This is a genomic window from Catenovulum maritimum, from assembly GCF_001050375.1.
Taxonomy (GTDB): Bacteria; Pseudomonadota; Gammaproteobacteria; order Enterobacterales; family Alteromonadaceae; genus Catenovulum; species Catenovulum maritimum.
In genome coordinates this window covers 18,632-34,222 of record NZ_KQ130489.1, presented here as the reverse complement: position 1 = coordinate 34,222, position 15,591 = coordinate 18,632, and the positions used below count along the sequence as shown (strand labels likewise).

Sequence of the window (15,591 nt, the reverse complement as noted above, 5' to 3'; positions counted from 1 at the left end):
AAATTGCCGATTAAATTGCTTCTAAAGCTTGGACCAGTTTGGTTACAGGTATAATTTCCATGCCTTCAATTTTTTGCTTTGGTACATTTTGCTTAGGCACAATCGCTTTTTTAAATCCGTGCTTAGCAGCCTCTTTTAGCCGCTCAACCCCATTCGGCACTGGGCGAATTTCACCAGATAAGCCGACTTCGCCAAATGCGATTAATTCTTGAGGTAACGTTGTATTTTTAAAGCTAGAAACAAGTGCCAGCAATAAAGCTAAATCGGCGCCGGTTTCAGTCACACGAACACCACCAACAACGTTAATAAACACATCTTGATCACCTAGTTGAAGTCCACCATGGCGATGCAGAATAGCTAACAGCATAGATAAGCGATTTTGATCCATACCAACTGCGACTCGCCTTGGATTACCCAACTGAGAAGTGTCAGCCAGTGCTTGAATCTCAACTAATAAAGGCCGAGTCCCTTCCCAAACTACCATAACAATACTGCCGGATGATACGGATTCGTCTCGAGTTAAAAAGATAGCAGATGGGTTAGTAACTTCACGCATGCCTTTGTCTGTCATGGCAAAAACGCCTAGCTCATTAACCGCACCAAATCTATTTTTATGACTTCTTAACGTTCGGTATCTATTATCTTCTGAGCCATCGAGTAAAATTGAACAATCGATACAATGCTCCAGTACTTTAGGTCCAGCTAAACTGCCATCTTTAGTGACATGACCAACCATAAAAATCGATACGTGATTTTGTTTAGCATAGCGAGTTAATACTGCCGCGGATTCTCGAACTTGGGCAACACTCCCTGGTGCAGATTGTATATCAGGTAAATGCATTACTTGAATAGAGTCGATCACCATCACACTGGGTTTAACTTCTTTAGCAAGTACACAGATATTTTCAATATTTGTCTCTGATAATAACTGCAATTTATCTTTAGGTAGACCAAGCCTTTCCGCTCTCATGGCAACTTGTTGTAAGGATTCCTCACCCGTAATATAAAGTACTGACATATTCTGCGCTAAAAAACACATAGTTTGCAGTAACATAGTACTTTTCCCGGCGCCAGGTGACCCACCAATTAAAATTGCAGAACCGGGCACTATACCCCCACCTAACACTCGATCAAGCTCAGTTAAACCACTTGAAAACCTTGGTAGGTCTTTTACTTCTATACTAGATAAGGTTTCGATTTTGGCGTGTGTTTGTCCAGCATAGCCTGCATATTTTTCTGCCTTAGTGTCTTTAGCAATACGCATTTCAATAACGCTATTCCAAGCTTTACATTCCATGCACTGACCCATCCATCTAGAATAATCAGCGCCACACTCATTACATACCCATGCCGACTTACTTTTTGCCATTTATCTCTACCAAATTAATTTTCTTTCTTGCTACTAGTTTACATTAAACTTATATTTTATCTGACCGATAATTATGTTTAATAATGGATTACTATTATAATTATATAAATCAGCGTTTTATCAAAAAACCTCCAGAATTGGAAAATAGGTTAAAACTGGCAAGAAATGAGAAAATTAGACCCAGCATTACAAGATTACGCATCCATAATTGAAAAATTAAAACCAGTGTCTAAATCGGAAGATTTAGACAGCGTACTTAATTCTATTGCGTCAGACATACCAAAACCCAAACGATTCTTAATCAAGATGGAGCTCAAACGATTATCATCGCCATGTAAAATCAGGCTAGACCTGAGAGGTCATGTAGATGGCATTTGTCGCGAATATGACTACCAAGGTATCACTCATTATCTAGATGATGTTGGCGTTAAAAAGTTCGAAAAGGGAATTAAAATTTTTGGCTTATATTCTACTGGTGTTTATGAAGACGTTTTAAATGCTGAAAATAATTACCGGGTGATGCAACAAAGGCAAAAAAATCCATCCCGTCCACTAAAAGCATCTACTTTTACAGAAGAAGCAACTAGTTCAGTTCAATATCCAGCGAAAGCCGTACTCTTTGGTAATAGAGGTGTCAGAGTTGAAGAGCGTATGATTTACGCAATTGCTGTTGATATAGAATTAGGCATTTCAACTATTGTTCGAGCGGTTACCACAGATTTGTCTGTAAGTGGTTGCCGTTTAAAAATAAATGATAAATACCCGTTAGAGAAAAAACAGTTAATTTATCTTCAATATACAGGGCTCGAAAAAGATTTTGCTTTAGGACTTAAAGACAAAATTCAATATGAAGTGGTTGGAATAGAAAAAAAACAAGGCTTCATTTATGCCCGCTGTAAACGAACTTATGATGTTACTACAGACTCTTTTGATGACTTTTTAGACAATTTTATCAATGGCAACAAACGTAGATATAAATTAAATCTAGATAACACAGTAGACGCTGTGATTACTAAAGGCTACGAGCAATTCTATTTACCTCGGATCAATTCTTTACCTATCTTCATTAACGAAAATGAGCAAGGTGAATACAATGCAGCTATGATGCTGTCTAACGACAACAACAAGCACATAATCCGGCACTGGCTGAACGAATCTAATGTCAATTGCTTAGGTCAATTACTGACAGATAAAAGAATTAAAGACTTAAAGCAAAAACCAGGTCGAATTAAAGAAGGTCTTTTATATTGCTTTACTCACATTGCTAAAGGCAGAATCTTTTTTTATTCCGCCACGATTGACGAATTAAACCAATCACCCGAGTTAAAAACCCTATATTTAGGTTTTGGCGCAAATAAACCCAATTGGATGGTCTATAAAATACAACTGATAGATATCGATCCAAACTTATCATTCTTGCCACTTACCTTGCCCGATAATGCATCTGAAGAAGCAAAAAAATGGAATAAGCCGCCTTCGGCTAGAGTAATGAAACACATTAGTCAGTTAAGATATGTTGCATTACTATCTGACTTTAGTGACGAAGAGGGACAAAATGCCTACAAAAACACTGAAATAGATCTTTCTCAAGTAAACAAGTTGCAAGTATTTGGCCATAGTAAATCAGAGGAAATACCGCTAGTTGAAGATATTGCGATAAAATATGTGAATTTAAGATCTGAGACCCGCTTTATCTATAAAACTCAAGTTGTCATTAGCTCTGATTTATTTGATAAAACCGGTATTACCAGAGATTTTTCTTCAAGTGGCATGCAAATCGAGTTTCCTGAATCATTAAATCTAGAAAAATCTAAAATTATAAAAATAGCTTTACCTGAGTTACAGAAGATATCTTCTAAATTTAAGTTAAAAAATTTAGAGTATGAAGTGGTTGGCTTAAATAAAGCCAAAACAGTCGTCAATCTTCGCTTATACGAACAAAGAGGCACAAATCATATAGGCAAGCAATTCTTCGATGAACTAATAGATAAAAATATTAGTCGCTTAAAAACCACAAACTTAGGCCATGTGATACCTGGCTTGGCTGAAGCACTCAGAAACATTTATGCTCAAAGAGTCTTAAATACTGGGTTTTTCGTTCACAAACAAGGTATTAGACACGATCTTAAAACGATAGGTTATTCTCACATCCCTAACCCAGTTGTCGATTTATTGTCGACCGAAAGTAGTGAGACTGAACATAGTCTTTATATTCTACTCAGACAAAACTATTTAAATAGCTTCATCATCAATATGCTTCGCCGCTTACAGCGGCACTCTAAACCCCTGTACCAAGATTTATATGTCCGTTGCAAGCTAAGTGAAAGTAATGAAAAAGACAGGTTTGAATCGATACTTGCTCATGAAATTCGTAATGAAGCGGCAAGAAAAATCTTCATACAAAAATCGATTCAGCCCAAAATGATGTTTTTCAGTTTAAGGGTTTATTTGTCTAGAACAGGTCGACCAGACACTGAGTTTATCGCTAAAGAGCTTGCTTATGTTAGTCAGTACGCAATTCATAAAGCTAAGAGTTTAGAAGAAGAACTCTGGTCAGTAACAGGTGTCGGTGACATTATCGATAATACTGAAGAAACCATGACTCGATTCAACTTCCCTGCTGACAAAATTGAACAACAATTAAAGCTTAGACATGAGCATAGTTAAATAACATTTTAATTGTAGTACTTGAGAGACTTACTAGTGAACTAGACAAACCTTAGTGTAAGTGTGACATTACGAAAAACGCATAAGTATTTAATAAGCACCCGTACTTTGTAATTTAGAGCAAGTCCTTCAAGATAGTATTGTTTTGTGTCAGTGGATGATTAATAGAAGTGTATATAAGTCGCCTAGCTCAAGTAGAAGCCTAGGTTAACTTAGGCTTCTACTAAGGATCTAAAGACTAAACAAGGCTGACTACCGAATCAATAGCCTTACTTGTGGTTAAACATTGAATTGAGTTTTTTGCTGATCTTTATAAAAATTTTTTAATTTAGAGATATCACCTTCTAAATCCTGAAGCTGGCCAATAACTGAGGAAATCATTTTTACATCATCTTCCGGACGTTCTGGCAAATCAAATTGATTATTATCTAGCACAATGACACTTTTCATTTTCTTAGCCTTTATAGATATACTCTATATTTATATCGTTAAGGCTAATAAAAACTTAAGCAGTAATTAGCATAATTTAACGCGAATAATTACTCGGGCACCTAGCCTCAATATAGTTACGATCGACATAATTGTAGGTTCGGATAAACAAATCATAACGAGTTAATTTTTGCCAAAACTCATCATGGTCACGGTCCGGACAAATCGTTTGTATAATATAATCTTTGTGCTGAGAAGCAGATATATCTAGTCTGTCAGGAATTTGAATATAAATGGCGATTCCTTTGTCAATTGCCCTAGCTCCACGATAACGCCAAACCCCTTTAACAAACTGTGGCGCCATTTCACGATCTACATCTTTTAATAGTGCAACAGAAGCATAGTTTCTTTCGTCTGTGCACATGATCAACAATGGACATAAACAAAATAAACTTAAAGTTCTTGTTAATTTTTTAAAAGATGTAGAAATCATAATTATGTCTGTCTTGCTAACGGATACTTATATATCGACAAGCTTTATAATAGCTAAAGCTATACCATTCTTAATAAACAAGTTACTTCTTCTCTGTCATGGTAAAGATGTTTGATTTCTAACCTGAACTGCTTACCAGATGTATAGAGTGTTTCTAGCATAGCATTTCGAACCGTTTCTAAATTTTGAAACCTTTGCTTCATCGGTAATTTGAGGTTAAATATAGCTTCTTTACACCAAGAGTTCATAACCCATTTACACATGAGCTGTCCTACCCGATCTGGTTTTTCAACCATATCGCAGACTAACCAATAAATCTGGTTTTTCTTAGGTTCAAATTTAAAACCATCTTCTCTGTAATGTCTAACTTGGCCTGTTTCCATCAAGCTTTCAGCCATAGGACCATTATCAATAGCAATGACCATCATGCTCTGCTGCACAAGTTGATATGTCCAGCCACCTGGCGCTGCTCCTAAATCAACAGCTTGTAAACCAGAAGCCAATCGTGTTTGCCATTCATCTTTAGGAATAAAATGATGAAATGCTTCTTCTAGCTTTAAAGTGGAACGACTAGGTGCTTTAGAAGGAAACCTAAGCCTTTGAATGCCCATATTCCATGGACTATTATTTGACTGGTAGCTTATGCCAATCCAGATATTGGACGAATCAAATAAGAATAAATGTAAGATTTTTGAATGTTTATCTTTTAATTGATTTTTTTGCTTTAAAGCTTGCCTCAAAGGCACAGTAAATTTTTTCGCAAAGTTAGCAATTTCTTTGCCTGAATTAGTATCAGGATATTCAAGTCTTAGATCACCATATTTATTATCTGCGATCACATCAAGAATTGGCGATAGCCTATTTTTCTCGGGTAAATCAGTCAGCTTTTCGATCAAGCGAATCCATTGTCGAGTAAAAACTAAATCTCTAAGTTTAATTTTTTTAAATAATAAACCTGCTTCAGGTTCAGACACTTCAAATTCAACAAAACCTTGATTATCTTTAAGTCGGCAAAAGCCAAACATTTCAACATCTGTTGATCTTGCTTGAATTTCTGCAGCACAGTCTTTTTCAAAGCCTGCACGGCAATATAATACGTATATACTCATTAGCATCTTCTATTATTTATTTGGGCGGTATTTAAAGGCAAAAATAATTAGTAAAACCCAACCCATTATTAAAAAACTACCACCTAGTGGTGTTAGCATGGCTAACCATTTCTTACCTGTCAGCACCCATAAGTATAGTGTGCCTGAAAACCCTAGAATACCTAAACAGAAAACAATTGCAGCAAGCTTAAGTTGTTTATATTGAGTTAATCTATAGCAAATTGCGACGGAGATTAATGCAAATGCGTGGGTAAATTGGTAATTAACGGCAGTATCAAAAACTTCCATCTCTTTGGTTGTTAACATAGGTTTCAGCGCATGCGCACCAAAAGCACCTAAAATAACAGCGGTTAACCCAAAGAAAAAACCAGCGAAGAGTATTCGATTAAATATTGGCATAAATAAACTCAATTATTTTAGCTGCTGTCGTGTTAAGTGCTTCGTCATGACTAATACCTGTCGATTTCAAAGGCTTTAAACTATGATCTGCTTTCTCAATCCAACAAAGCTCTATATCAGATGAAAGTGAATAAGTTTGAACTTGATCAAAATTTCCAAAGCTATCTCTTTCACCTTGAATGATTAAACCTCTACCTGAAAAATCGTCTAATCCTTCCAGCCTTAACTTATCTAATTTACCAACAGGATGAAACGGATAACCTAAAGCAATATAGCCCGAAATTTTATCGCTTAGATTATGTACCTGTAATGCAACACGGGCACCCATAGATTTACCCGCAACAAACACTGGGATGTTAGAATTAAGCTGTGCAACTTGAGCTTGAAAGCTTTCCAATAATTTTGGCATACGATCTGGCGGTCGTTTTTTACCAGTTTGTGCTATTTGTTGCATATATGGAAAATCAAATAACCTAACTTTGATCTCAAAGTTAGAAATTTCTGTAATTTTATTACATATTTGTTGCATGAATTCGGATTGACTCCCCGCACCTGCACCATGGGCCAATACTAATATAGCTTTAGCCTGTTCTTGATTCATATCACTTCTTCTTGTTTTATTAAGTCTAAAATCCAATTTGTAAAAGCAATCACCTTAGGATCTGCTTGGTCTTGGTCTCTGCTCACTAAGTAATAAGCATCTTTTGAATAAACTCTATCTTTAAATGGTTCGATAAGACGGCCTGATTCTATTTCAGGTCTAACCAATACACTTTGCCCAAGTGCGACCCCTTGACCTAACACAGCCGCTTGAATCACCATGGAAGAATGACTAAAGATGGGGCCATGACTAACATCTAAGTTCTTAGGTCCTATCTTTCTGCCCCATAAACGCCAATATTTACGGCTTTTATCATGCAGCAAAGTATGTTTTCTTAAATCCTCTAAAGAATTTAAAGGCTTGTTATTATCTAACAAATAAGGTGAGCAGACTGGCGTCGAATACTCTGTATGAAGTTGTTTTGAAACTAGGCCAGACCATTGCCCCTGGCCAAAATAAACAGCAATATCAACACCTTCTGTTAGTGACCCTTCATCCATATCAACCGCATTTATCCTAACATCGATATCAGGATATATTTGAGAAAATAAAGACAACCTTGGTACTAACCATTGAATCGCAAAGCTAGGGGGTACACCAACCGTCAAATTACCCGATTCTGCATTAAAAGATAGCCTTTCAGTCGCATCTTGAATTAATTGAAACACCTCATGTATATCAGCAAAGTAGCTTTCACCGGCTTCTGTTAACACTAAACTGCGATTACGACGCTGAAATAACTTTAAACCTAGGTGTTCTTCTAGTGACTTAATTTGATGTGACACAGCAGCTTGGGTAACAAACAACTCATTTGCCGCACTGGTAAAACTTAAATGCCTAGCCGCAGCTTCAAAACTACGCAACGCATTAAGGGGTGGCATTCGTTTCATAACTATCACTAACTCAAAAATTCACATTAGTTTTTCTAATGCGAGACTTAATAATTTTCTAAATTGTAATTTAATTACACAAATATATACTATCAAACGTCAAGTAAATGAAGAGATACAGAGAACTTGGCGAATTGTTAAATAATTATGAAATTAAATTTCAAAAATATATTAGCTGTTAAAACAGCGTAGGAGTAAATATGTTTAAAAGTAAAATCAAAACAGTCTTATTAACAAGTTTAATATTTTCAACAAATCTTGTAGCAGATGAATTCACTAAAAAAGAATTAGCAAGTAAAGCAAAATCTGAGTTGTTCACTCAATCAGAAGGTGCAATCAAAGAAATTGCTGTAGACTTAAATTCTAAAAACACATTCAAATTAAATTTAGATAAAGCTGTTATTCAAAAAACCAAAACAGCGACGCCAGCCGAAACTATCATCGCTGAATAAAAGCTTTGATAGTTTCGCTTAACGCGGAATATCAATTACCTCAAAGCTTTTAACCAAGTCATCTACAGCCTTAATTTGACTTAAGAATGCTTCTAGCTTAGCTAATGGGAAAGCAGATGGTCCGTCACACTTAGCTGTATCTGGATCAGGATGCGCTTCCATAAACAAACCTGCAATTTTAGTTGCCATACCCGCACGAGCTAATTCAACTGTTTGATGTCTTCGACCACTAGATGCTGCCCCACCCGGCTCACGACATTGTAGCGAATGAGTTACGTCGAAAATAATTGGACTACCATTAGTGACTTCTTTCATCACTGGAAAACCTAACATATCAACAACTAAGTTGTCGTAACCTAAGCAGCTTCCGCGTTCGCATAATATAACTTTTTCATTCCCACTTTCGGCAAACTTCTCAACTACGTTTTTAACTTGCTCTGGAGACATGAACTGTGGTTTTTTGACATTGATAACCGAACCTGTTGCAGCCATAGCTTTAACTAAATCTGTTTGACGAGCTAAAAATGCTGGTAATTGGATAACATCTGCAACTTCAGAAACTGGTTGGCACTGATCAATTTCATGCACATCAGTTATTACAGGCACATTGAAAGTTTTTTTGATTTCTTCAAATATTTTTAAGCCTTCTTCCATACCTGGCCCTCGGTATGAATTAATTGAAGAGCGATTAGCTTTATCAAAAGAAGCTTTGAAGACGTATGGAATATTTAGTTTAGAAGTTACTTCGACATAAGACTCGGCTATTTTCATCGCTAGATCACGAGACTCTAGCACGTTCATACCGCCAAATAATACAAATGGCTTGTCATTGTTAACTTCAATAGAGCTAACTTGAATAGATTTTTGACTCATTATTTATTCTCATTTATAAATATGCGCTAATGATAACTAAATTAACGAAACAAAGAAAATTTGATGAGTTAAATATCTAATAAAATGATAAAAAATGAGATTAGAATTTAATGCTCTGCCTGATAAGTGTTCAGCATATTTTCGATTTGTAATTTCAATAAGCCAGCAACCGGATCCTGGGGACATTTCTCAATAAAAAATTCAAAATCGGCTTTCGCAAATTTATCACATTCTAATTGTTGTAATATGAAACCGCGATCTCTTCTTTCATATGGATTGTCTGGATCTTCAGCCAATAAAATCTCGATATAGTTAAACGCTTCTAGATATTGGCCATTATCAATTAACTCAGATTTTCTCAAGCTAATAAGGCTTACAATCAAATCTTCTTGAGTAAAACCTTCGCAATCTTCTGGGCTAGTAAAATCATGGTCTTGACCGATAAAACTAATTACCTCTTCCCAATCCAGGCTAGTACCGCAATCCGGATTAATAAATATATACTCCCCACTTGCAAGCCTAATCTTAACCAAGATTTTTTGATTTTCGTAGATGGCACAAGCTTCAATGTCAAATTGATTACAGAGATCAATTAATAAAAAACCGAGTAAGAACTCAGAACCTGAATGAGTATCGAATAACCTAGAGATATCATAAGCAAGTAGTTGCTCTGATTTACTAGGTAAACTATATATTTGCTCTAAATAGTAGAAATCTAATAGTGCTTGAACTTTTGCCAAATCATCCATATCTTCGACTAATTTAAGTTCAAACTGGGTTAATAAATCATGATATTTATTAATTATTGATGAGTACTTTTCAGAAGAAATATAGGCTTGGATCTTTTCTAAATAATTTAAAATTAAATTATGCTCTGGTAACTGCAACTGACTCAAAATAAAGCCCTAAAATAACTAACAAACTCCTGCTATATATTGAGGCTAATCGTCATTTATCAAGAGCCAGTGCAAACTAATTTTTATAGTCTTTTTTTATCTAAAATCTTAATCCGGGTAATCATTTAATACAGCTTCAAACTTATCAAAGTTTTTAACAAAGACATCGACTAATTTGGGATCAAAATGTTTACCCGATTCGGATTTAATGAGATCTAGTGTATCGTCAGCGCTCCATGATTCCTTGTAGCACCTTTTATTTCTCAAAGCGTCATATACATCTGCAATGGCAACTATTCGCCCGTAAAGGTGTATATCTTCACCTTTTTTACCATCAGGATAACCTGCTCCATCCCATCTTTCATGATGGTCTCTTGAAATCAAAGCGCCGGCTTTAATTATAGGCCTTTTGCTACCTTGTAATATCTCATAGCCAAGATCAGCATGAGTTTGCATAATTTTCCACTCAAGCTCATCTAATTTAGCAGGTTTATTAAGTATATTATCCGGTATACCTATTTTACCAATGTCATGTAACGGTGAAGCCAGTACGATGTTTTCAACTTCTTCTTCACTCAAACCTAAGGCCTCAGCAAACAACTGACAGTACATAGCAACCCTTTTTACATGGTTACCTGTTTCTTTAGAACGACATTCAACGGCTTCGCTCAATCGCATAACAATTTCTTTTTGCGTATTCTCTATATCTTGGGTTAGTAAAACATTATCAAACGCGATTTGAACATTCTGAGTAAATAATTCGATTAAATGCCTATCGGTTTCCGATAATTGCTCAGATATATCTGAAATATACAATAATGCTCCATGCTCACAATGGCTTTCACAAAATGCGACGACAAAATCTTTACCATAAACGATAGATTTTTCTGCAATTGCTTGGTTAAATGCGGCTCTCATATCTTCTTGGATAACATCAAAAACCGGCTTTCCGACAAATTCAGAAAAATCGCCTTGACCCGATACGATAACTAATTCTCCAGCTTCACCATGATCATCTGCAACTAGTGATGTCACATACATAGCCTCATCTGAGCAGTTAATAATTGAAGTGAGCTGCTGAATGATGCCATTGATAAAGCTTTCCATTGAATGGTTTGAAAATAGATCGGCTGAGGCTTTAATAATAGTTTCTAAGCCCTTTCTATTTTTTTCCAACGCCATTATGTCACGATACGACCTTAGGCTAGCCATAGTAACAGTGAAGAGTTTCTGAGCTGTTAACTCAGTTTTAGATTTATAGTCGTTAATATCGTAATTAACTATAACTTGTCGCTCAGGAGCTTGACCCGGTTGACCAGTTCTAAGAATAATTCTGACAAATTGGTTTTGAGCTTCATTTCGGATAAATTCGGCGACTTGCAAACCTGCATCGTCCGTTTCCATCACGACATCTAATAATATAATTGCAGCATCTGGATGTTCCAACATCACTTCTTTTGCTTCCGCGCCTGAATAGGCACTAATGAACTGCAAACTTTTATGTTGAAACACAAAGTCACTTAAGGCTAGCTTGGTAACCGCGTGGACTTCTGGCTCGTCATCAACAATTATGACTTTCCATTGCGATTCGTATTCAATTTCGTCTTCAGCTTCCTCGTCCGAAAACAAAAAGTCATTTGGCATATTCAACGTCCTCAATTATAAGCATTTATCTAAAGCTTTTAATTAAAATTAGTCGATTCAAACTAAACTGCCAATAAAAAGCTTAATTTAATTAACATAGTTTTTTTACCAAAAAAAATGCCGCTTAAAAAAGCGGCATTTTATAATTTAATCATTCAAACTTATTACTAGTACTCGGTGTTACCCGAAGACTGGTTTTTTTCAGCTTGAATTCTCATGTAAATCTCTTCTCGGTGAACCGAAATCTCTTTAGGCGCGTTAACACCAATTCGAACTTGATTACCTTTTACGCCTAGAACAGTGACAGTAACTTCATCACCAATCATAAGTGTTTCACCAACACGTCGTGTTAATATAAGCATATTGTGCAGCTCCTTTCCTAATCCTATACCGTCAACAGCGGTTAAACCCACTTGCTAAAATTTAGCTCAAAATTGATTAATAACCAGTAATTTACAAAAAAATATCAAAAGTTATTAAAAGTAAGGTTTAAACCAAACAATGTATACTACTATTTTAAGCTTTTGTTGCAAGCCAAGATGATACACTTTCAAGCGCTTTTGCAAGATTTTCAGGTTGAGAACCACCCGCTTGAGCCATATCAGGTCGACCACCACCTTTACCACCAACTTGTTGTGCTAGGTTACTAACTAATTCACCTGCTTTAACTTTAGCAGTTAAGTCGGCTGTTACCCCTGCAATCAAGTTGACTTTATCTTCACCTTTAAGGCCGAGTACAATCACCCCTGAACCCACTTTTTGCTTCAGCTGATCTAAAGTGCCTCTTAATGCTTTCGCTTCAACGCCAGATATTTCCGCGGCCAGTAGCTTAACGCCATTCACTTCAACGACTTTACTTAATAAATCACTTCCAGCTTGGCTTGATAATTTATCTTGTAATTGTTGGTTGGCTTTCTCTAAACTCTTATTCTTATCAATTAAAGCTCTTAACTTATCGGCAATACTTGCTGAATCAGATTTAAGTAGAGCCGCTAGCTCACCAATTGATTGTTCAGCTTGTTTTACCGCGTTATAAGCCGCTTGACCAGTTACCGCTTCAATTCTTCTAACGCCTGCAGCAATACCAGCTTCTGATGTAATCTTGAAGAAACCTATATCACCTGTTCTTTGTACGTGCGTACCGCCACAAAGTTCAGTTGAAAATTCACCCATAGAAACAACACGAACTTCATCGTCGTATTTTTCACCAAATAATGCCATTGCGCCAGCAGATTTAGCTTCGTCTATATTCATTAACTTAGTTGTTAACTCATTATTTTGACGGATTTTTTCATTCACTAATGACTCAACTTTTTCTAACTCTGCTGCAGTCATGCCTTCAAAATGCGAAAAATCAAATCGTAATTTGTCTGGCTGAACTAAAGAGCCTTTTTGGCTAACATGTTCGCCGAGTACCAATCTAAGCGCAGAATGAAGTAAATGCGTCGCTGAGTGATTTAATTTAATTGCTTGACGACGGTCTGAATCGACTTCTGCGCCTAAAGTTGAACCGATAGATAGTTTTAACTTAGTTTGACCTTTATGCGCAAAAGCATCACCAATTTTAACTGTATCTGAAACTTCAAAAGCATCTTGGCCATCAAGTGTTAAGCGTCCAGTGTCACCAACTTGACCACCTGATTCAGCATAAAATGGTGTGTTTTCTAAAATCACTAAAGCATCGGTTCCAGCTTCAACAGAATCAACTTGCTTACCATCAAGGATAATTTCGCTAACTTTACTTTGATCCTGCTCTAACTCATAGCCTGTGAAGCTTGATTGTGTATCCGTACTAATCGCATCATTATAATCAACGCCGAAGTTACTTGCTTGCTGCGCGCGTTTTCTTTGCTCAGCCATGCAAGCTTCGAAACCAGCTTCATCTATGCTGTAGTTATTTTCACGTGCAACATCATTGGTTAAATCGACAGGGAAACCGTAAGTGTCATAAAGCTTAAATACTAAATCACCTGGAATGACTTCGCCATCCAGTGTTTTGAGTGCATCGTTAAGAATATTTAATCCACGATCTAATGTTTTTAAGAATTGTTCTTCTTCAGATTTAAGCACTCGCTCAACCACAACTTTTTGCTGTTCTAGGTATGGATATGCTTGACCCATTTGCTCAATTAAAGCTTGATAAACTTTATAAAAGAAAACTTCATTAGCACCCAATTGATTACCGTGACGAATCGCGCGACGTATAATGCGGCGCAATACATAACCTCGACCTTCATTTGACGGCATCACACCATCAGCAATCAAGAAACCACAAGAACGAATATGGTCGGCAATAACGCGAAGAGACTTATTATCTAAATCCGTAACGTTAAGTAATTGAGCAACATATTTAATTAAATTTTGGAAAATGTCGATTTCGTAATTACTGTGAACGCCTTGCATAATCGCAGAAATACGTTCAATCCCCATGCCTGTATCAACAGAAGGCTTAGGCAATGGCTCCATAGTGCCATCTGCGTAACGATTGAATTGCATGAAAACAACGTTCCAGATCTCGATAAATCTATCACCATCTTCTTCAGGCGTGCCAGGTCGACCACCCCAGTGAGATTCACCATGATCATAGAAGATTTCAGTACAAGGTCCACAAGGGCCGGTATCGCCCATCGCCCAGAAATTATCTGATTCATACTTTTTATCTGGTGATTTATCACCAATGCGAATGATATCTTCCGCTGCTACACCGATTTTTTTATTCCAAATTTCGAATGCTTCTTCATCATTGTGATAGATAGTTACACATAACTTTTCTTTTGGTAATTTCAACTCTTGGGTTAAAAACTGCCAAGCAAAGCTGATAGCTTCTTCTTTAAAATAATCACCAAAACTAAAATTACCCAACATTTCAAAAAACGTATGATGACGAGCTGTGTAACCTACATTTTCTAAATCATTATGCTTACCACCAGCACGGACGCATTTCTGACTTGTAGTTGCGCGTGTATAACTTCGCTTTTCTGCGCCTAGGAAACAATCTTTAAACTGATTCATACCGGCATTAGTGAATAACAAAGTAGGATCATCTGCAGGCACAAGTGAACTACTATCAACAATTTGGTGATTTTGTTGTGCAAAGAAATTTAAAAAAGTCTGCCTAAGTTCCGCAGTTGTCATTGTCATGTTGGCTTCCTGTAATTCTAGATAGGTCTGGAATAATGGGATTTGAGATAACTCTTACAAAAAGAGCCCTAATTATTGGAGGCGAAATGTATCATATTACACACTGATAAGTTAAGCCCTGAGTTTAATTTTGTTCGCTTTGTTGCTGCCAAAAGTCTTGAATTTGCTCGCTGGTGTAGCCTCTTTGATAAAAGAAACGAAAACGTTTTTGTTTTTCTTTAAAATCAGTAACTGGCGTCCGATATTTTCGCTCGTTTAAATCTATTAATGCTGAGAGCCAACAAATCTCTAATTCTAACTCTAGGGCGTAAAAGTCGACTTTAATTTGGTGCTGTTGGAAGATTTGTTTGATTTTATTTGGGCCATAGCCAGATTGCGCTTTAGTGCGCATCAGTAATCTGGCATACCTTAAATCTGATTGCCAACCGTTTTCTTCAATCAGTAGCAAAACCGCCTCTATAATTTGACTTGGGTACTGTTTTTGTTGAAGCTTTTGCTTAAGGTCAAACTGAGAATAATCACGTCTAGCTAACAGCCAAGTTAAATAATTAATGGCTTTTTGTTTTATTTCAGCTTCGGTTAAATTTGAAAAATCTAGGTTAGGTTTCTTCATGCACACACTACTTTG

At 36.5% G+C, this 15,591-nt stretch carries 15 protein-coding genes; 2 read left to right on the top strand and 13 right to left on the bottom strand.

What is annotated here, in order from left to right:
* Positions 1-10 precede the first annotated feature (10 nt).
* Positions 11-1,369, bottom strand: coding sequence for a DNA repair protein RadA (gene radA / locus XM47_RS09475; protein WP_048691975.1), 1,359 nt, complete (start codon positions 1,367-1,369; stop codon positions 11-13).
* 165 nt (positions 1,370-1,534) lie between these two features.
* Here radA and XM47_RS09470 point away from each other — a divergent pair, with 165 nt between their 5' ends.
* Positions 1,535-4,036: a PilZ domain-containing protein gene (locus XM47_RS09470; protein WP_048691972.1), complete on the top strand. Its 2,502-nt coding sequence runs from the start codon at positions 1,535-1,537 to the stop codon at positions 4,034-4,036.
* A 279-nt stretch (positions 4,037-4,315) separates the two neighbouring features.
* Here the strand turns inward: XM47_RS09470 and XM47_RS19120 are convergent, their stop codons facing one another.
* From XM47_RS19120 to XM47_RS09445, 6 genes are all read right to left on the bottom strand, one after another.
* On the bottom strand, positions 4,316-4,486 hold the full coding sequence (locus XM47_RS19120) for a hypothetical protein (protein WP_154665750.1): 171 nt from the start codon (positions 4,484-4,486) through the stop codon (positions 4,316-4,318).
* A 76-nt stretch (positions 4,487-4,562) separates the two neighbouring features.
* The gene (locus XM47_RS09465; protein ID WP_048691967.1) at positions 4,563-4,958 is read right to left on the bottom strand and encodes a hypothetical protein; all 396 of its coding nucleotides are present in this window, start codon (positions 4,956-4,958) and stop codon (positions 4,563-4,565) included.
* 59 nt (positions 4,959-5,017) lie between these two features.
* The gene (gene rlmM, locus XM47_RS09460; protein ID WP_048691966.1) at positions 5,018-6,067 is read right to left on the bottom strand and encodes a 23S rRNA (cytidine(2498)-2'-O)-methyltransferase RlmM; all 1,050 of its coding nucleotides are present in this window, start codon (positions 6,065-6,067) and stop codon (positions 5,018-5,020) included.
* Between the two features lie 12 nt (positions 6,068-6,079).
* Positions 6,080-6,466, bottom strand: a complete 387-nt coding sequence (locus XM47_RS09455; protein ID WP_048692204.1) for a DUF423 domain-containing protein — start codon at positions 6,464-6,466, stop codon at positions 6,080-6,082.
* Positions 6,453-7,067, bottom strand: coding sequence for an alpha/beta family hydrolase (locus XM47_RS09450; RefSeq protein WP_048691962.1), 615 nt, complete (start codon positions 7,065-7,067; stop codon positions 6,453-6,455). Before XM47_RS09450 ends, XM47_RS09455 begins: the two co-directional genes overlap by 14 nt.
* A complete protein-coding gene (locus XM47_RS09445) occupies positions 7,064-7,957 on the bottom strand; it encodes a transcriptional regulator GcvA (protein ID WP_048691959.1) in 894 nt (297 codons plus the stop codon). Before XM47_RS09445 ends, XM47_RS09450 begins: the two co-directional genes overlap by 4 nt.
* Before the next feature lie 200 nt (positions 7,958-8,157).
* Here XM47_RS09445 and XM47_RS09440 point away from each other — a divergent pair, with 200 nt between their 5' ends.
* Positions 8,158-8,409, top strand: coding sequence for a hypothetical protein (locus XM47_RS09440; protein ID WP_048691957.1), 252 nt, complete (start codon positions 8,158-8,160; stop codon positions 8,407-8,409).
* A gap of 18 nt (positions 8,410-8,427) precedes the next feature.
* Here XM47_RS09440 and kdsA read toward each other — a convergent pair whose 3' ends face one another.
* The 6 genes from kdsA to XM47_RS09410 form a co-directional block, all read right to left on the bottom strand.
* A complete protein-coding gene (gene kdsA, locus XM47_RS09435) occupies positions 8,428-9,282 on the bottom strand; it encodes a 3-deoxy-8-phosphooctulonate synthase (RefSeq protein WP_216595980.1) in 855 nt (284 codons plus the stop codon).
* Positions 9,283-9,389: 107 nt separating this feature from the next.
* Complete coding sequence (locus tag XM47_RS09430; protein ID WP_048691952.1) at positions 9,390-10,178, bottom strand: tetratricopeptide repeat protein; 789 nt, start codon at positions 10,176-10,178, stop codon at positions 9,390-9,392.
* 108 nt (positions 10,179-10,286) lie between these two features.
* Positions 10,287-11,822 (bottom strand): DUF3369 domain-containing protein, encoded by a 1,536-nt coding sequence (locus tag XM47_RS09425; RefSeq protein ID WP_048691950.1) that lies wholly within the window; start codon positions 11,820-11,822, stop codon positions 10,287-10,289.
* 167 nt (positions 11,823-11,989) lie between these two features.
* On the bottom strand, positions 11,990-12,184 hold the full coding sequence (gene csrA / locus XM47_RS09420; protein WP_035013353.1) for a carbon storage regulator CsrA: 195 nt from the start codon (positions 12,182-12,184) through the stop codon (positions 11,990-11,992).
* 154 nt (positions 12,185-12,338) lie between these two features.
* Complete coding sequence (alaS, locus tag XM47_RS09415) at positions 12,339-14,963, bottom strand: alanine--tRNA ligase (protein WP_048691944.1); 2,625 nt, start codon at positions 14,961-14,963, stop codon at positions 12,339-12,341.
* Between the two features lie 124 nt (positions 14,964-15,087).
* Entirely contained in the window at positions 15,088-15,576 is a 489-nt protein-coding gene (locus tag XM47_RS09410; protein ID WP_048691942.1) for a regulatory protein RecX, read from the bottom strand.
* Between the last annotated feature and the right edge of the window lie 15 nt (positions 15,577-15,591).